This is a genomic window from Acinetobacter sp. WA-87 (assembly GCF_039938935.1).
Lineage (GTDB): Bacteria > Pseudomonadota > Gammaproteobacteria > Pseudomonadales > Moraxellaceae > Acinetobacter > Acinetobacter seifertii.
Map to the genome: position 1 here is coordinate 505,418 of NZ_JBDUVF010000002.1, position 16,003 is coordinate 521,420.

The following is a 16,003-nucleotide window of genomic DNA, read 5'->3' on the forward strand; positions in this document are numbered from 1 at the left end:
ACATTGTACTACATACAAATAAGCCACCTTTCGGTGGCTTATTTCACTTTTTATATTAACCAATAAACTTACGAGCGTTACGGAACATACGTAACCATGCACCGTCTTCAGTCCACTCTTCTGGACTCCAAGAGTGTTGAATTGCACGGAAAGTACGCTCTGGGTGCGGCATCATAATCGTTGCACGACCATCTTTAGATGTTACACCAGTAATCGCTTCCGGCGAACCGTTCGGGTTCAATGGATAATGTTGAGTCGGGTTACCGTGACTATCAACATAACGTAACGCAACTTGGTTCGCTGCATTCAAGCTTGCAATATCAGCTTCACTCGCAACAGCACGACCTTCACCATGTGCAACAGCAATCGGTAAAATCGAACCTTCCATACCATCAAGTAATACAGAAACAGATTTTTCAACACGAACGTTTACGCTACGCGCTTCAAAAACTTCTGACATATTGCGGTGGAAACGTGGCCAGTGTTCAGCACCCGGAATAAGCGGTGCTAATTGTGACAACATTTGGCAACCATTACAGATACCTAAGCTAAACGTACCTTCACGGTGGAAGAATTGTTCAAACTGATCACGTAACTTCGCATTGAACAGAACTGATTTTGCCCAGCCACCACCTGCACCCATTACGTCACCGTAAGAGAAACCACCACAAGTCACTAAACCTTCGAAATCACTTAGGCTCACACGACCAGCAAGTAAGTCACTCATGTGTACGTCAATCGTATTAAAGCCAACTTTGTCGAAAGCTGCTGCCATTTCAATATGACCATTTACACCTTGCTCACGCAAGATCGCCATATTAGGACGACGGCTATTAATAAACGGCGCTTCAATAGGTTCATTTAAATCAAATGTAGGTTTTGCAATTAAACCTTGATGTGATTTATCAGTAATTAAAGCAAATTCTTGATCAGCAGTTTCAACGTTATCACGTAAACGTTGGATCTGATGAGATACTTCAGACCAAGCCTGTTGTAACTCTGCACGCTCTAAAGTCAAACCGTTTACAGATAATTGATCAGTGTTATTTACGCGACCAACTACAGCAATTGCGTCTTTCAAGCTAGAAGCAGCAACTTCTGCTTGTAAAGCTTCCCAATCAGCTGCTTTGATTTGAACTACTGCACCAATTTCTTCTGCAAATAAGCCCGCAGTAGTTTGGTTTTCTAATGCCACACCTAAACGTGAAGCAAACATCATTTCAGCTACAGTTGCGAGTAAACCACCATCACCGATGTCATGGTAAGCTTGAATCAAGCCACGGTTATTCCAGTCTTGAATTAAAGCAAAGAACGCTTTGAAATCATCAAAACTATCGACATCTGGAGTGATTGAACCAATTGCTTTATATACTTGAGCAAGAATCGAACCACCTAAACGGAACTGACCTTTAGATAAATCAATACGAACAAGTACTGAATCTTCTAAATTCTTAAGTTCAGGTGTTAAAGTCTTACGAACATCAGCTACTGGAGCAAATGCAGTAATTACACCAGTCATTGGAGATGTTACAGCTTTATCTTCGCCGTTGTCGTTCCAAGTGGTACGCATTGAAAGTGAGTCTTTACCTACAGGAATTGCAATTCCCAAAGCAGGACACATTTCCATACCAATCGCTTTCACACCTTCAAACAATGCTTGGTCTTCACCTTTTTGACCAGCAGCAGCCATCCAGTTTGCAGAAAGTTTGATATCGCTAATTTGTTCAATGTTTGCACATGCAATATTAGTAATTGCTTCAGCAACTGCCAAACGAGCAGACGCTGCTGGATTTAACAATGCAACTGGTGGACGCTCACCCATCGCCATTGCTTCACCAGTAAAGCCTTGTAGGCTTGTAGTCGTTACTGCTGCATCAGCAACAGGAATCTGCCAACGACCAACCATTTGGTCACGTGCAACCATACCAGTAATTGAACGGTCACCAATAGTGATTAAGAATGACTTAGACGCAACTGTAGGGTTTTTCAATACGCGGAAAATCGCATCTTTCAAATCAACTTTTGAAGCGTCAAATTCGTTACCTTTACGCTCAATTGTTTCATAAGAACGTTGCATACGCGGTGTACCACCAAGCATCACTTGCATTGGGATATCAACTGCATTGTTCTGGAACAATGGATCTTCAACAGTTAAATGACGTGCTTCAGTTGCTTCACCTAACACGGCAAATGGACAACGTTCACGAGCACAGATTGCTTCGAACTGCTCTAAAGACTCTGGACGAATTGCAAGAACATAACGCTCTTGTGCTTCGTTTGACCAGATTTCCATTGGGCTCATGCCCGGTTCTAATGAAGGAATCTTACGAAGGTTAAGAACTGCACCCAACTCGTGGTCATTTACAAGTTCAGGCATAGCATTTGATAAACCACCAGCACCAACGTCGTGTACAGAAACGATTGGGTTGAAGTCTTCTAAGCGCCAGCATGTATCGATCACTTCTTGACAACGGCGCTCCATTTCTGGGTTTTCACGTTGTACAGAAGCAAAGTCAAGGCTTTCACCCATTGTACCGCTATCTACAGAAGAAGCTGCACCGCCACCAAGACCGATTAACATTGCAGGGCCACCCAATACAATGAGCAAGTCACCTGGTTGAATCGCATCTTTTTCTACATGGTCAGGACGGATGTTGCCGTAACCACCAGCAATCATGATTGGCTTATGGAAGCCCTTCACTTCACCATTTACATTTTGTTCAAAAGTACGGAAATAACCATTTAATGCAGGACGACCGAATTCGTTATTAAATGCCGCACCGCCTAATGGACCTTCAATCATAATTTGTAATGGCGATGCCATACGTGAAGGTTTACCGTAGTTTTCTTCCCAAGGTTGTTCAAAACCAGGAATATTTAAGTTAGAAACTGTAAAGCCTGTTAAACCAGCTTTTGGTTTACCACCACGACCAGTTGCACCTTCATCACGGATTTCACCGCCTGAACCAGTAGCAGCACCAGCAAATGGAGAAATTGCTGTTGGATGGTTGTGAGTTTCAACCTTCATTAAAATATGAGCGGCTTGGCTCTTATATTTATAGACAAAATGACCATTTTCATCTGCTTTTGGATAAAAACGCATCGTGTCATAACCAACAATTACAGAAGCGTTATCTTTATATGCTGATAACACATCAGTTGGTGATTCTTTATAAGTATTTTTAATCATTTGGAACAATGATAATGGTTGTTTTTCACCATCAATTGTCCATTCAGAACCGAAGATTTTATGACGACAGTGTTCAGAGTTTGCTTGTGCAAACATCATTAACTCGATGTCATTTGGGTTACGACCAAGTCGAGTGAACGCTTCAGTTAAATAATCAATTTCTTGTTCAGATAAGGCAAAACCAAATTCGTTGTTGGCTTTTACTAAAGCTTCTTTACCTTCACCCAAGATATCAATTGAGTTTAAAGGTTTTGGAGCTGTTTCTGAAAAGAGCGCTTTTGCATCATCAATTTGAGCAAAAACAGTTTCTGTCATACGGTCATGAAGTACTTGTTTTACTTCATTAGAAATTTCAGAAACACCTTTTAACGTAAATAAAAGACCACGTTCTAAACGGTGAACTGGCGTATTGCAGTTCTTGAAAATATCAGTTGCTTTAGAAGACCAAGGTGAAATAGTACCCACACGTGGTGTTACTAAAATCTGAATCTCATCACTTGCAGTTTGACGAAGTTCAAAAGACTCACCGTCATTTAATAATTGCAAAGCAGATTGATGTTGCTGCTCGTTGAGCGCTTGATCAAACAAATAGACCCATTGGCTGTCAAAAGATTGAACAGAACTAATTGACGATAAACGTGTTAATAGTTGAGCTTTCTTAAAAGAAGAATGTGCTGCTGCACCGGCCACGATAAACATGTTGATTTTGGCTCCACGGGCAGGTCTTGTGAACCTTACCGCAATGTGACTTTAGAGAGAGCGCATATTCTACTGTGTCTTGCTAAAATCAGCTAGATGTAGAATCAGTATTCTGTAACCTAATTCTGCAAGAAGTGATGTGTTTTTTGTTCAAAATCATTTTTTTAAGCATTATAGGTAAAAATAAATTGTTTCATGTTTATTCAATAACATAATAAAACCTGAACTAAGACAAACTATGTCGCACCACGCTAGTGCTTTTAAGTTTTTTTTGGCATGATCAGGCTTTATAGTTTTGAATAATGATAAATGGAACAAATGCGTTGGTTAGAACTGCTTTCTGCAGTTCGTTTAGGTAGTAAAAAAAGCAGTACAGAATTGGCTCGAAGCCCATTTCATAAAGATTATGATCGCATTATATTTTCACAAAGTTTTCGTCAGTTAAACCGTAAAACTCAAGTTCACCCCTTAGCACAGCATGACGGGATCCATACCCGTTTAACTCACTCCCTTGAGGTTTCCTGTATTGGCCGTTCCATGGGTATGCTGGCAGCCGAAAAAATAAAAGATGAATTGCCCGTTTGGATATCTCCTGCCGATGTCGGCGCAATCATTCAAGCAGCTTGCCTTGCTCACGATATTGGCAACCCACCCTTCGGACACGCGGGCGAATATGCAATTCGTGAATGGTTTGATGATGCCTCACATAATGATTTTCTAAAAAAATTAACGCCCGAAGAAGAAGCAGACGTCCGTCAGTTTGAAGGGAATGCTCAAGGTTTACGCCTCTTAACCCGTATTGACTATCATCCAGACGATGGAGGTATGCGTTTAACTTACGCGACCCTAGGCGCATATTTAAAATATCCTTGGCTTTCAAAAACAATAGCTTCTCAAGGTGATCGTCCATCACACCAACGAGCCAAATTTGGTTGCTATCAGTCTGAAAAAGAAATTTTAAAGCAAATTGCTGAACAGCTTGGTCTCATTCAATTAGGTGAATACCATTACTGCCGCCACCCGCTTACTTATTTATTAGAAGCTGCAGACGATATTTGCTATGCCCTCATTGATTTAGAAGATGGCATTATTCTAAATATGCTGAATTACCAAGAAGTTGAACCCATTTTTCTGAATTTAATTGCAGATTATGGCCAACCTGAAGAGTTATCAATGCCAAGTAGTACATGGCAACAAAAAATTTCGGCATTACGTGGTCGTGTCATGAAACGTTTAGTTGATGAAGTCACTACCGCTTTTGCCAAACATCAGTATGAAATTATTACAGGTCAGCTGCAAGGTAGCCTTTTACAATACTGCTCACCAGATATTGCTAAAGGGATTGAAACAGCCAAAAATCTGGCGCGTGAAAAAATCTTTGAGCACCCACAAAAGTCTGGTTTAGAAATTATTGCACATCAAAGTTTGCAAACTATTCTTGACGCATTTGTACCATTAACCATGCCGCATAAATCTTTAAGCTTTAAAGAACAACGTTTAATGTCGATCCTTCATTTGTACGGTGCCCGCTTTAGCAATAACCACTACAGTAATATCATGCAGGTACTCGATATTATTAGTAAGTTTTCAGATCATCAGGCTTATAGCTTGGCGCAAGAGCTACAAGGTAATAAAATAGGTCTGTTTTAATGATAAGTAGACATGTTGATAGAGGGCTTTATCCATCATCTTTTATGTATTCAGATCAGTGGGTAAAATGTCCTAAATGTTCTCATCTGAGTATCCTGAAATATGACAGTCCTTTATCACCAGTAAATGCGCCTTATCAAGGAACTTTTTCTTTTAGTTGTTTAAATTGTTGTTATCAAATTAAAGCTGAAGAGAGCTCAATATCGAGTCGTCACAATGGTCATTTTTACGCCACAGCTTACCAGCGTTGCCAAAGTTGCGGTGGGTCATGGCTCAAAGCAAATCAAAAGCTGAATAATTCAGGAGCTTATCCTCCGTATATTCAAGCTAAATGTCATCTATGCCAAAATTTTTCAAAATTTGAAAAATATAATGTAGCTTTTGTTTTAGACCAAAAATTTGGTTTTACACACTATGGTCTTGAACTTTATCTAAAAACTTCAAGTAGGCATGGAGACATATACGTTTATAGCCCTGCACATTTAAAAGAATTAAAAATATTCGTTGAAGCTAATTTAAGAGAAAGAACTAAACAGACTGGTAATAACAGTTATTTTTCACGTCTACCTACATGGATAAAATCCACACGAAATCGAAAAGAAATTTTAAAAGCCATTTTGCGTTTAGAACAAATGGCATCTACTATTCAACCATTAACAAATAAGTGAAAGATTCAATGATCGGATGTTTAATTGGCGAAGTGTTTGCCTTAGAAGCCCCTACTGTTTTACTGAATGTAAATGGTGTGGGTTATGAAATTGATACGCCACTTTCAACATTTTGCCAATTACAAAAAGGCCAGAAAGTTACGCTATGGACGCATTTAGTTGTGCGTGAAGATGCACAGCAGCTCTACGGTTTTAGCGATGCCCAAGAAAAAACTATTTTCCGCACCTTATTAAAAGTAAATGGTGTTGGTCCAAAAATGGCGCTAGGTATTTTATCAACGTTAAGTGTTGAGTTATTGGTTCATACCATTGAACATGATGATATCAACACATTGGTCAAAGTTCCGGGCGTTGGTAAAAAAACAGCTGAGCGCTTAATGATTGAACTACGTGACCGTTTTAAAACCTTGGCTCAAGGCACTTCAACTGCAGCAACTATGCCTCAAATTCAATTTGCTGCAAACTCTCCTGTTGCAGAAGCAGAAGCTGCGCTGCAATCTTTAGGTTATAAGCCACTTGAAGCACAAAAAGCTGTAGCTGCGGTTAAAGCCGATTACACTGAATCAGCCGATATTATTCGTGCTGCTCTTAAATCAATGATGAAGTAAATACACTTATGCAAGACCGTCTAATCAGTGGAACAGAAAAACCTGAAGATCATTTTGATCGGGCTATTCGACCGACTTCACTTGCCGACTATATTGGACAGCCAGTTGTACGCGAGCAAATGGAAATCTTCATTGGCGCGGCTCGTGGTCGTGGTGAAGCACTCGATCACACACTGATTTTCGGTCCACCGGGCTTAGGAAAAACCACGCTTGCCAATATTATTGCGCGTGAAATGGGTGGCAACCTCAAATCCACTTCAGGGCCTGTTTTAGAGCGTGCGGGTGATTTAGCAGCGATGCTCACCAACCTTGAAGAAGGTGATGTTTTATTTATTGATGAAATCCATCGTCTTTCACCAGTAATTGAAGAAATTCTATATCCAGCTATGGAAGATTACCAATTAGATATCATGATTGGTGAAGGCCCTGCTGCTCGTTCAATTAAACTCGATTTGCCGCCTTTTACCCTAGTTGCTGCAACTACACGTGCGGGCTTACTCACCTCACCTCTACGTGACCGTTTTGGTATTGTGCAACGTCTTGAGTTCTACTCTGTAGAAGACTTAACGCATATTGTGTCACGCTCTGCAAACCTCATGGATGTACCAATTACAGTTGAAGGTGCAGAAGAAGTAGCTCGTCGCTCACGCGGAACGCCTCGTATTGCCAATCGTTTATTAAGACGTGTTCGTGACTATGCGCAAGTGAAAGGTACAGGTGAAGTGACCCATGAAATGGCACAGCGTGCGCTTGATATGCTCAATGTTGATAAAGCTGGCTTAGATACGCTAGACCGTCGTTATTTGAGCATGTTACTCGAGCGTTTTGATGGCGGTCCTGCTGGAGTTGAAGCGCTTGCAGCAGCTATGGCTGAAGACAGCGGTACACTTGAAGATGTAATTGAGCCTTATTTAATTCAACAAGGTTATGTCATGCGCACTGCGCGAGGCCGTATTGCAACCAATCAGTCTTATTTACAGTTTGGCATGACGCCACCTGAGCCTAAAAACTAAGCACTGGAAGAGAATTTTCTCTTCCTTTTTTAATTTAAGTATTCTTTTTCAACTCAAATAATAATTGTCTTATCAATACGTTAGCTACTCTATACCTTTTAAGTCTATATTTATACCTTATTGATTTTTCAATATTTTTAAAAACTGAATTATAAGAAATCTAGATATTAAATCTTATGAACAATAATATTTTTAGGATAAGGACATGTACAAAAAAGCCGCTTTAATTTTTCCATTTGCCCTCATGAGTCAACTTAGCCTAGCAGATTGGGTCAAAGATGCCGCACAACAAAATGAAAATCAGGTCATTCAGTTAAGACAACATATTCATCAAAATCCTGAACTTGGCAATATGGAATTTAAAACATCTGCACTTGTTCAAAAAGAATTAAAGTCTTATGGCATTCAAGTCAAAACAGGTTATGCAAAAACAGGTGTTGTAGGTATTTTAAAAGGTAATAAACCCGGCCCTATTATCGCGCTTAGAGCCGACATGGATGCACTACCTATGGAAGAAAAAAGTGGTGTTCCATTTGCGAGTAAACAAAAAGCAATTTATCAAGGTAAAGAAACTTATGTGATGCATGCTTGTGGACATGATGCCCATACCGCAATGCTATTAGGTGCAGCAAAAATTCTAGCTGCCAATAAAGATAAAATATTAGGTACGGTTGTCTTTGTTTTTCAACCTGCTGAGGAAGGTGGAGCAGATATAGATAATTTCACACAAGGTGATCAAATCGGCTCCAGAAAGATGATCGCAGATGGAGCATTTAAAGACTATAAACCTGAAGCCATTTTTGGCATACATGTGATATCTGGTATGCAAAGTGGCCACCTTTATTATAAAGATGGTGCCATTTTAAATAGTGCAGACCACTTACGTATTCAGGTCAACGGCAAGCAGGTTCATGGTTCAACGCCGTGGTTAGGCAGAGATCCAATTTATGCATCGGCACAAATGATTAATAATTTGCAAAGTCTTATTAGCCGAAGAACAGATTTAACCCAAGGTATGGGCGTGGTCAGTATTGGCAATATTCAAGGTGGTACAGCAGGAAATGTGATTCCCGAACAGGTAAATATGATTGGTACCATTCGCTCTAATAACGAAGAAATACGAGCAAATATCTTAAAAAGTTTACCAGTCATGATAGAGCATAATGCTCAAGCCAATGATGTGACTGCCAAAGTTGAAATTGCGCCTTATGCGCCAGTGACCATGAATGACAAAACACTGACTCAGTTTATTCAGCCAACTTTAGTCAAGGTTGTTGGAGACTCAAAACTTCATGTTTTGGATCATAATGCAAGCGCAAGTGAAGATTTTGCCTATTATGGCAAATTAATGCCATCGTTCTTTGTTTTCTTAGGTGCAACACCAGAAAATCAGGACTTAACTCAAGCTGCACCAAATCATAGCCCCTATTTTATTGTAGATAATAAAGCCTTAAAAACTGGAACAGAGCTACACGTCAGATTCGTATTAGATTATCCGAATATATCAAAACAAGTTCAAACTTCATGGAAGCCCTCTTAACTTAAAAAGCTTGCCAGCTATAAGATGTAGCGTTTTTAGATTAGAAATACAGCAATCGCAATTGAAAGGTTGTGCCATAGGACTTAGTATGCAATCTGCTAAACTGCCCCGTATTTAAAAGCAGATGTATGGCTTTTGAATAGAACGAATGTTTTATTCAAAGTCATATTTTAAATATAAAGCTCTATAGTGAACTAAAACGGAATACTCTCATGGCGAATCATTTTGAATTCAATATTCGTGTTTATATCGAAGATACGGACGCAGGCGGTATCGTTTACCATGCCAACCACATTCGCTACATGGAACGTACCCGTACAGAATGGCTTCGTGCTTCTGGTGTTGATCATTACTGGCATCAAAAAGACTACAACTTTGTTGTTCACAAAATTGACGTAAAATACATGCGTCCTATCCTAATGGATGACCTAATTACTGTTACAGCACGTGTAGTTTCATGTAAAGCTGCGTCATTTGTGTTGCAACAAAATATTTATCGTGGTGAAATCTTGCTTGCTTCTGGCGAGGTTGAATTGGCATGTTTAAGTAAAGAACTTGTAGCTCGTCGTCTTCCAGAAGAAATACGTGATCTTATTCGTAAAGAATTGGAACAAGACTAAAAAAAGCAACCGGCATATGTAACTATGGCAACAAACATTGAATCAACCCTGCATATTTCTGACCTTATCTTACAAGCAAGTCCAGTCGTCCAATTGGTCATGTTAATTTTATTGTTAGCATCAATCTTTAGTTGGTATTTGATTGCCAAGTTACATATGGGTTATAAAAAGGCACGTCAAGGTGATGAACATTTTCAAAAAATGTTCTGGTCTGGTGCTGAACTCAATACGCTCTATAACAACGCACAACTCAACTCAAAACGTTCAGGTCTTGAGGATATTTTTTATCAAGGGCTGAATGAATTTTTCAAACTTAAAAAGCGCCATGCTTCTACCTCTCAAACGATCGAAGGTACCGAACGTATTTTACGTGTTGGTTTAAGTCGTGATCAAAGTACTCTTGAATATGGCCTTGGCACTTTAGCAAGTATCGGTTCGGTTGCCCCATATATCGGCTTATTTGGCACAGTGTGGGGAATCATGAATGCTTTTATTGGTTTAGCTGCCGTTGACCAAGTGACTTTAGCAACGGTTGCACCGGGTATTGCCGAGGCACTTATTGCAACTGCAATTGGCTTATTTGCTGCTATTCCTGCAGTACTCGCTTTTAACCACTTTACGGCTAAAGGTGAAAGCGTCTACTCTGACCGCGCATTATTTGCAGAAGAAATGATTGCTTTATTGCAACGTCAATCTGTGGGTTCATCACAGGAAGATGCATAATGGCTATTCAACGTTCAGGGCGCTTTGAGCGCATAAAAAAACCATTAAAAAGTGACATGAACGTCGTACCCTATATCGATGTAATGCTCGTACTCTTAGTTATTTTCATGGTGACTGCTCCCATGATTACTAGCGGCATTAAAGTCGACTTACCTCAGGCAAATAATCGTCCAATTGAATCCAAAGATATGCCAGCCATGGTAACGATTGGTAAAGATGGCAATATTTATCTTCAATACCAAGACTATAAAGATAACGAGCCACTTTCTCGTGAAAAGCTTGAATCTGTTTTAAGTGAAGCACAAAAGCAAGCTGAGCAGGAAAACAAACAGCTTACGGTTTTAGTGAATGGTGATAAGTCGCGCCCTTACGGCGAAGTCGTATCATTGATGGCAAGTTTACAAGAAGCAGGTTTAACTCAAGTTGGCCTTCTGACAGAGCCTTTAAAATAAGCTATGAACAAAAATCAAAAGCCTCCTTTTAAACAAAATGCGATTGCATTGGGCTTCACACTTGGAGTTCATGCAATTGCCATTGTCGGCTTGCTTTTCTTAGGCTTGAGTAAACCACCAGAACAGCCAAAAAAGCTGACTACTATTTTAGTTAAGCCAGAAGATTTACCACCGCCTTTAGCAAAAGAAGTTGAGCAACAAACTACAGCAGAAAATCAGGCAGAAGAAGTTCTAAGCCCAATTGTGGATGAAAATCTTCCTCAAAATCTTCCAGCAGTACCATCACCTCCTCCTCCTCCGCCCACAGCACAACATCTGGTTGCCCAAAAGCAAAAAGCTGAGCAGGCACAGCAAGCAAAATTAGCTGAGGAAAAACGTAAAGCCGAAGAAGCTGCTAAAGCGAAGCAAGCTGCGGAACAACAACGTTTAGAGGAAGCTCAAAAGCAGCAAGCTGAAGCTAAGCGTCAAGCTGAGGCAAAAGCTGCAAAAGTTGAAGCCGAACAAAAGCGTAAAGCTGAAGCTGAGGCAAAAACCAAACATGAACAAAGTGAGGCTCGCAAAGCTGAAGAAGCTGCTAAACGAAAAGCTGAGGCCGAGGCAAAACTGAAACGTGAAGCAGAAAATGCAAAACTTCAGGCACAGCAAGAAGCAAAACGTAAAGCTGATGCTGAGGCAAAAGCGAAACATGAAGCTCGTAAAGCAACTGAAGATGCTAAACGCAAAGCGGCTGAAGAGGCGAAAGTTAAACAGCAGAAAGTAGCTGAGGATGCCAAGCGTAGTAAAGCTGAAGCTGATGCAAAAGCCCAAAAGCAGAAAGCGGCTGAGGATGCTAAGCGTAAAGCAGAAGCCGATGCAAAAGCTAAACACCAAAAAGCAGCTGAAGATGCCAAGCGTAAAGCAGAAGCCGATGCAAAAGCTAAACACCAAAAAGCAGCTGAAGATGCCAAGCGTAAAGCAGAAGCCGATGCAAAAGCTCAAAAGCAAAAAGCGGCTGAGGATGCCAAGCGTAAAGCAGAAGCCGATGCAAAAGCTAAACACCAAAAAGCTGCCGAAGATGCCAAGCGTAAAGCTGAGGCTGATAAACGCAAAGATGATCTAGCAAAAGAGTTAGAAGCAGAAAAAGTCTCTTCTGCTCAACAGGAAAAAGAACTCGCTGCTCAGAAAAAGGCAGATGCTAAGAAAACTGGATCTTCAGCAATACAAGATTTTCGTCGAAAGATTGATAAAGCTTGGCATGTTCCTCAAGGAACAGCAGGCAAAAGAGTTACTGTACGATTTATCCTTTCTGATTCAGGGGCAGTTTTATCTAAGGTCATCATAAAATCAAGTGGTGATGATGCACTAGATGCAAGTATTCTTGCTGCTATTGATGCTGCTGCTCCATATCCAATGCCAAAAGATCCAGATGCACGTCGTGAAGCAAAAACAGCAACTCCTACCTTTATTGCAAAATAGTAATAAAAAGTTAATGTTTTCTGCTTTTAATAGCAGAAAACATATAACTATGTTAAACAATCAACAGTCACAAAAATACGAACGTAAGTAATTGTAAATATGTATAAGACTCGTAAACATCTCATCTCTTTAGCCATTTTCACTGCAATGAGTGTAACAATCCCATTAAACACTTATGCCCAACTGTATTTTGAAATTGCTAAAGCACCAGAAAATGCACCCAAAATCGCTATTATTCCATTTAACAATGACAATGGACTCTATCCTATTGTTGAAACGGACTTAAACCGTTCAGGACGTTTCACAAGTTCATCGAAAAACTTACCTGCAAATGCTGCTATTAACCAGATTCAAGCATCTGATTGGCAAGCTGCTGGTATTCCATACGTTGTTACTGGGCAAATTAAGCAAACAGCTGATGGGTTTGAAGTCCATTACCAACTTTATGATGTGCAAAAACAGCAATATCTTCTAAATGAGTTGTTAAATGTACCTGCTTCGCGCATCCGCCAAGCTGGACATATGGTTAGTGATGCTATTTATCAAGCTTTGACTGGTATTGCTGGCGACTTTAGTGGTCGTATCGCTTATGTATTACGTAATCCAGCTACTCCTGCTGAACGTTACACTTTACAAATTGCGGATACAGATGGTGAACAACCAAAAACAGTTCTCTCTTCACGCGATCCGATTCTATCTCCGGCATGGACTCCTGATGCCAAAAAAATTGCTTATGTTTCCTTTGAAACTAAACGTCCAGCAATTTACTTACAAGATCTTTCTACTGGAACACGTGAAGTACTTACCAGCTTTAAAGGTTTGAATGGTGCGCCGAGCTTTTCACCAGATGGTAAATCAATGCTATTTACAGGGTCAATGAATGGTAACCCTGAAATTTATCAAATGGATTTATCAACTCGCCAAATCAAACGTATGACAAATGACACGGCAATTGATACAGAAGCTCGTTACACCCCAGATGGAAAAGCTTTTATTTTTACATCTGACCGTGGAGGCTCTCCTCAAATTTATCGCTATGATTTTGGAGATGGCTCAGTAAAACGTTTAACATTTAAAGGGTCATTTAATGCACGTGGCACTCTAAGTGCAGATGGTAAAAAAATTGCACTGGTGCATCGACCAAGTGGTAGTAACTATAAGGTTGCTATCCAAGATATTAATACAGGGATTGTTAATATTCTTACCCCTACGAGTTTAGATGAATCACCAAGTTTCTCACCAAATGGACAAATGGTGGTTTACGCAACTCGTGAAGGGAACCGTGGTTTACTGTCTGTCATGTCCACTGATGGTCGTTTCCGTATGAATTTACCAAGTGAACAAGGTGAGGTACGTGAACCAGCCTGGGCACCTAAATAACTTTTTCTTCCATTGATGGAGATGATGATGAAATCAATCAAATATTTGGCTTTTCCTCTACTTAGTGTAGCGCTTGTCATGACAGGTTGTGCGAGCCGTAAACCAGCAACGACTGCAAATGCTGGTACTACAAACCCAAGCACTGTAAATACGACAGGTTTAAGTGAAGATGCTGCATTAAATGCCCAAAATTTGGCAGGTGCTTCATCAAAAGGTGTAACTGAAGCAAATAATGCTGCTTTAGCTAAACGTGTTGTTCACTTCGATTACGACAGTAGTGATTTATCTGCTGAAGATTATCAAACACTTCAAGCCCATGCTCAGTTCCTCATGGCAAATGCAAATTCAAAAGTTGCATTGACAGGTCATACAGATGAACGTGGTACACGTGAATACAACATGGCTTTAGGTGAGCGTCGTGCAAAAGCTGTTCAAAGTTACCTCATTACAAATGGTGTAAATCCACAGCAACTTGAAGCTGTAAGTTATGGTAAAGAAGCTCCTGTTAACCCAGGCCATGACGAATCAGCTTGGAAAGAAAATCGCCGTGTTGAAATTAACTATGAGGCAGTTCCTCCTCTATTAAAATAAAATATCTCTTTAAAAAATAAACGCCCATAGATGGGCGTTTATTTTTGCTTTCTTAATTTAAGAAGATTTATTTTCCTCTTCTTCTGAATGTTGCATCGACTCAATCAAATCATGCTTATTAAAAGCTTTATATTCAGGTTTAGCTTCATAGTCTTTCCAAGCTTCCTGAACACTTTCTTTCGAAATTTCTTCTAAATTGATTGGTTCACCTGCCGTTGGGGTCGCATCAAACTTCTTAGTTGTCATTTCGATTCTCCTAAATATACATTCCTTTGCTATGCAAACAACATACCATGTAAAATGAGGCTTGTAAGCATAAATGCAACACAAATAAAGTAAGATAATTTTTATTTTCCGGCATTCTCATCTAGAATATGCCACGTATTTATTTGACTCATTTTGATGCTTGCGCACAGGAGCGTTTTTTTATGTCCAACCTCACATTGTCCCAATTTTTACAACAACAAAAAGGGAACCTAACACCTGAGTTGGCCCAAGTCATCGACACCATTGCTACGACTTGTAAAACCATTGACCAAGCCCTACAAAAAGGTGCTTTGGCTGGAATTTTAGGTAGTGCTGGTAATGAAAATGTTCAAGGTGAAACACAGAAAAAACTTGATGTGATTTCTAATGACTATTTAATTGATGCTTTAAAAGTTCACCCTCATGTTGGTGGTCTTGCATCTGAAGAGCTTGATGAATTTACACCTGCGCAAGAAAACGGCGAATACTTAGTTTTATTCGACCCATTAGATGGCTCAAGTAATATTGATATCAACATGTGCGTAGGAACAATCTTCTCGATTCTTCCTGCAAAAAATGCAGTGACACAATCACAAGATTTCATGCAAGCAGGAACTCAACAGGTTGCTGCTGGTTATGTGTTATATGGCCCATCAACAATGATGGCTTTAACCGTTGGAAACGGTGTAGCTTTCTTTACTTTAGACCCAGAAACTCAAACATTCTTACTTACAACAGAGAATGTTCAAGTATCAGCAGACACTCAAGAGTTTGCAATTAACGCATCTAATCAGCGTCATTGGGAACAACCAGTAAAACAGTATATTGAAGAGTTACTTGCAGGTAAAACATCTGTACGTGAAAAAGATTTCAATATGCGTTGGGTTGCATGTATGGTAGGCGATATTCACCGTATTTTATGCCGTGGTGGTATTTTCCTTTATCCATATGACTTAAAAGACCCGAAAAAAGCTGGTCGTTTACGCTTAATGTATGAAGCTAACCCAATGAGTATGCTTATTGAACAAGCAGGTGGTTCATCAACTACTGGCCGTGTTCGTATTTTAGATATTGAACCTACAGAACTTCACCAACGTGTTCCGGTAATTATTGGTTCTAAAAATGAAGTTGAACGCGTAACAAGCTATCATTAATAATTTAAATTATA

The 16,003-nt window shown here is 39.9% G+C and carries 14 protein-coding genes; 12 read left to right on the forward strand and 2 right to left on the reverse strand.

What is annotated here, in order from left to right; genetic code table 11:
* Positions 1-55: 55 nt before the first annotated feature.
* Positions 56-3,889: a phosphoribosylformylglycinamidine synthase gene (purL, locus tag ABFY81_RS09360; protein WP_347913610.1), complete on the reverse strand. Its 3,834-nt coding sequence runs from the start codon at positions 3,887-3,889 to the stop codon at positions 56-58.
* Positions 3,890-4,198: 309 nt separating this feature from the next.
* On the opposite strand from purL, the gene ABFY81_RS09365 reads away from it, so the two are divergent.
* From ABFY81_RS09365 to pal, 11 genes are all read left to right on the forward strand, one after another.
* Positions 4,199-5,539 (forward strand): deoxyguanosinetriphosphate triphosphohydrolase, encoded by a 1,341-nt coding sequence (locus ABFY81_RS09365; RefSeq protein ID WP_004699901.1) that lies wholly within the window; start codon positions 4,199-4,201, stop codon positions 5,537-5,539.
* Positions 5,539-6,207: a hypothetical protein gene (locus ABFY81_RS09370; protein WP_077163158.1), complete on the forward strand. Its 669-nt coding sequence runs from the start codon at positions 5,539-5,541 to the stop codon at positions 6,205-6,207. Before ABFY81_RS09365 ends, ABFY81_RS09370 begins: the two co-directional genes overlap by 1 nt.
* An 8-nt stretch (positions 6,208-6,215) precedes the next feature.
* A complete protein-coding gene (ruvA, locus tag ABFY81_RS09375) occupies positions 6,216-6,815 on the forward strand; it encodes a Holliday junction branch migration protein RuvA (RefSeq protein WP_016146147.1) in 600 nt (199 codons plus the stop codon).
* Positions 6,816-6,823: 8 nt separating this feature from the next.
* Positions 6,824-7,828, forward strand: a complete 1,005-nt coding sequence (ruvB, locus tag ABFY81_RS09380; protein WP_002052424.1) for a Holliday junction branch migration DNA helicase RuvB — start codon at positions 6,824-6,826, stop codon at positions 7,826-7,828.
* 205 nt (positions 7,829-8,033) lie between these two features.
* Complete coding sequence (locus ABFY81_RS09385; RefSeq protein WP_347913611.1) at positions 8,034-9,368, forward strand: M20 family metallopeptidase; 1,335 nt, start codon at positions 8,034-8,036, stop codon at positions 9,366-9,368.
* Positions 9,369-9,580: 212 nt separating this feature from the next.
* Complete coding sequence (ybgC, locus tag ABFY81_RS09390) at positions 9,581-9,988, forward strand: tol-pal system-associated acyl-CoA thioesterase (protein WP_004699892.1); 408 nt, start codon at positions 9,581-9,583, stop codon at positions 9,986-9,988.
* Positions 9,989-10,012: 24 nt separating this feature from the next.
* The gene (gene tolQ, locus ABFY81_RS09395) at positions 10,013-10,711 is read left to right on the forward strand and encodes a protein TolQ (RefSeq protein WP_200000167.1); all 699 of its coding nucleotides are present in this window, start codon (positions 10,013-10,015) and stop codon (positions 10,709-10,711) included.
* The gene (tolR, locus tag ABFY81_RS09400) at positions 10,711-11,163 is read left to right on the forward strand and encodes a protein TolR (protein ID WP_002052868.1); all 453 of its coding nucleotides are present in this window, start codon (positions 10,711-10,713) and stop codon (positions 11,161-11,163) included. The genes tolQ and tolR overlap by 1 nt, the downstream gene beginning before the upstream one ends.
* 3 nt (positions 11,164-11,166) lie before the next feature.
* The gene (gene tolA, locus ABFY81_RS09405) at positions 11,167-12,618 is read left to right on the forward strand and encodes a cell envelope integrity protein TolA (protein ID WP_347913612.1); all 1,452 of its coding nucleotides are present in this window, start codon (positions 11,167-11,169) and stop codon (positions 12,616-12,618) included.
* 99 nt (positions 12,619-12,717) lie between these two features.
* On the forward strand, positions 12,718-13,998 hold the full coding sequence (gene tolB / locus ABFY81_RS09410) for a Tol-Pal system beta propeller repeat protein TolB (protein WP_347913613.1): 1,281 nt from the start codon (positions 12,718-12,720) through the stop codon (positions 13,996-13,998).
* Between the two features lie 27 nt (positions 13,999-14,025).
* A complete protein-coding gene (gene pal, locus ABFY81_RS09415) occupies positions 14,026-14,589 on the forward strand; it encodes a peptidoglycan-associated lipoprotein Pal (RefSeq protein ID WP_347913614.1) in 564 nt (187 codons plus the stop codon).
* A 57-nt stretch (positions 14,590-14,646) separates the two neighbouring features.
* Here pal and ABFY81_RS09420 read toward each other — a convergent pair whose 3' ends face one another.
* Complete coding sequence (locus tag ABFY81_RS09420; RefSeq protein ID WP_002052586.1) at positions 14,647-14,835, reverse strand: NF038105 family protein; 189 nt, start codon at positions 14,833-14,835, stop codon at positions 14,647-14,649.
* A gap of 182 nt (positions 14,836-15,017) precedes the next feature.
* Here ABFY81_RS09420 and ABFY81_RS09425 point away from each other — a divergent pair, with 182 nt between their 5' ends.
* Entirely contained in the window at positions 15,018-15,989 is a 972-nt protein-coding gene (locus ABFY81_RS09425) for a class 1 fructose-bisphosphatase (protein ID WP_004699879.1), read from the forward strand.
* Positions 15,990-16,003 lie beyond the last annotated feature (14 nt).

Coding starts and splice junctions, on each gene's coding strand:
- tolA (WP_347913612.1), top strand. CDS start 11,167: ATGAACAAAAATCAAAAGCCTCCTTTTAAACAAAATGCGATTGCATTG.
- ABFY81_RS09425 (WP_004699879.1), top strand. CDS start 15,018: ATGTCCAACCTCACATTGTCCCAATTTTTACAACAACAAAAAGGGAAC.
- ruvA (WP_016146147.1), top strand. CDS start 6,216: ATGATCGGATGTTTAATTGGCGAAGTGTTTGCCTTAGAAGCCCCTACT.
- tolQ (WP_200000167.1), top strand. CDS start 10,013: ATGGCAACAAACATTGAATCAACCCTGCATATTTCTGACCTTATCTTA.
- purL (WP_347913610.1), bottom strand. CDS start 3,889: ATGTTTATCGTGGCCGGTGCAGCAGCACATTCTTCTTTTAAGAAAGCT.
- ABFY81_RS09385 (WP_347913611.1), top strand. CDS start 8,034: ATGTACAAAAAAGCCGCTTTAATTTTTCCATTTGCCCTCATGAGTCAA.
- ABFY81_RS09420 (WP_002052586.1), bottom strand. CDS start 14,835: ATGACAACTAAGAAGTTTGATGCGACCCCAACGGCAGGTGAACCAATC.
- tolR (WP_002052868.1), top strand. CDS start 10,711: ATGGCTATTCAACGTTCAGGGCGCTTTGAGCGCATAAAAAAACCATTA.
- ABFY81_RS09365 (WP_004699901.1), top strand. CDS start 4,199: ATGGAACAAATGCGTTGGTTAGAACTGCTTTCTGCAGTTCGTTTAGGT.
- ABFY81_RS09370 (WP_077163158.1), top strand. CDS start 5,539: ATGATAAGTAGACATGTTGATAGAGGGCTTTATCCATCATCTTTTATG.
- ruvB (WP_002052424.1), top strand. CDS start 6,824: ATGCAAGACCGTCTAATCAGTGGAACAGAAAAACCTGAAGATCATTTT.
- ybgC (WP_004699892.1), top strand. CDS start 9,581: ATGGCGAATCATTTTGAATTCAATATTCGTGTTTATATCGAAGATACG.
- pal (WP_347913614.1), top strand. CDS start 14,026: ATGAAATCAATCAAATATTTGGCTTTTCCTCTACTTAGTGTAGCGCTT.
- tolB (WP_347913613.1), top strand. CDS start 12,718: ATGTATAAGACTCGTAAACATCTCATCTCTTTAGCCATTTTCACTGCA.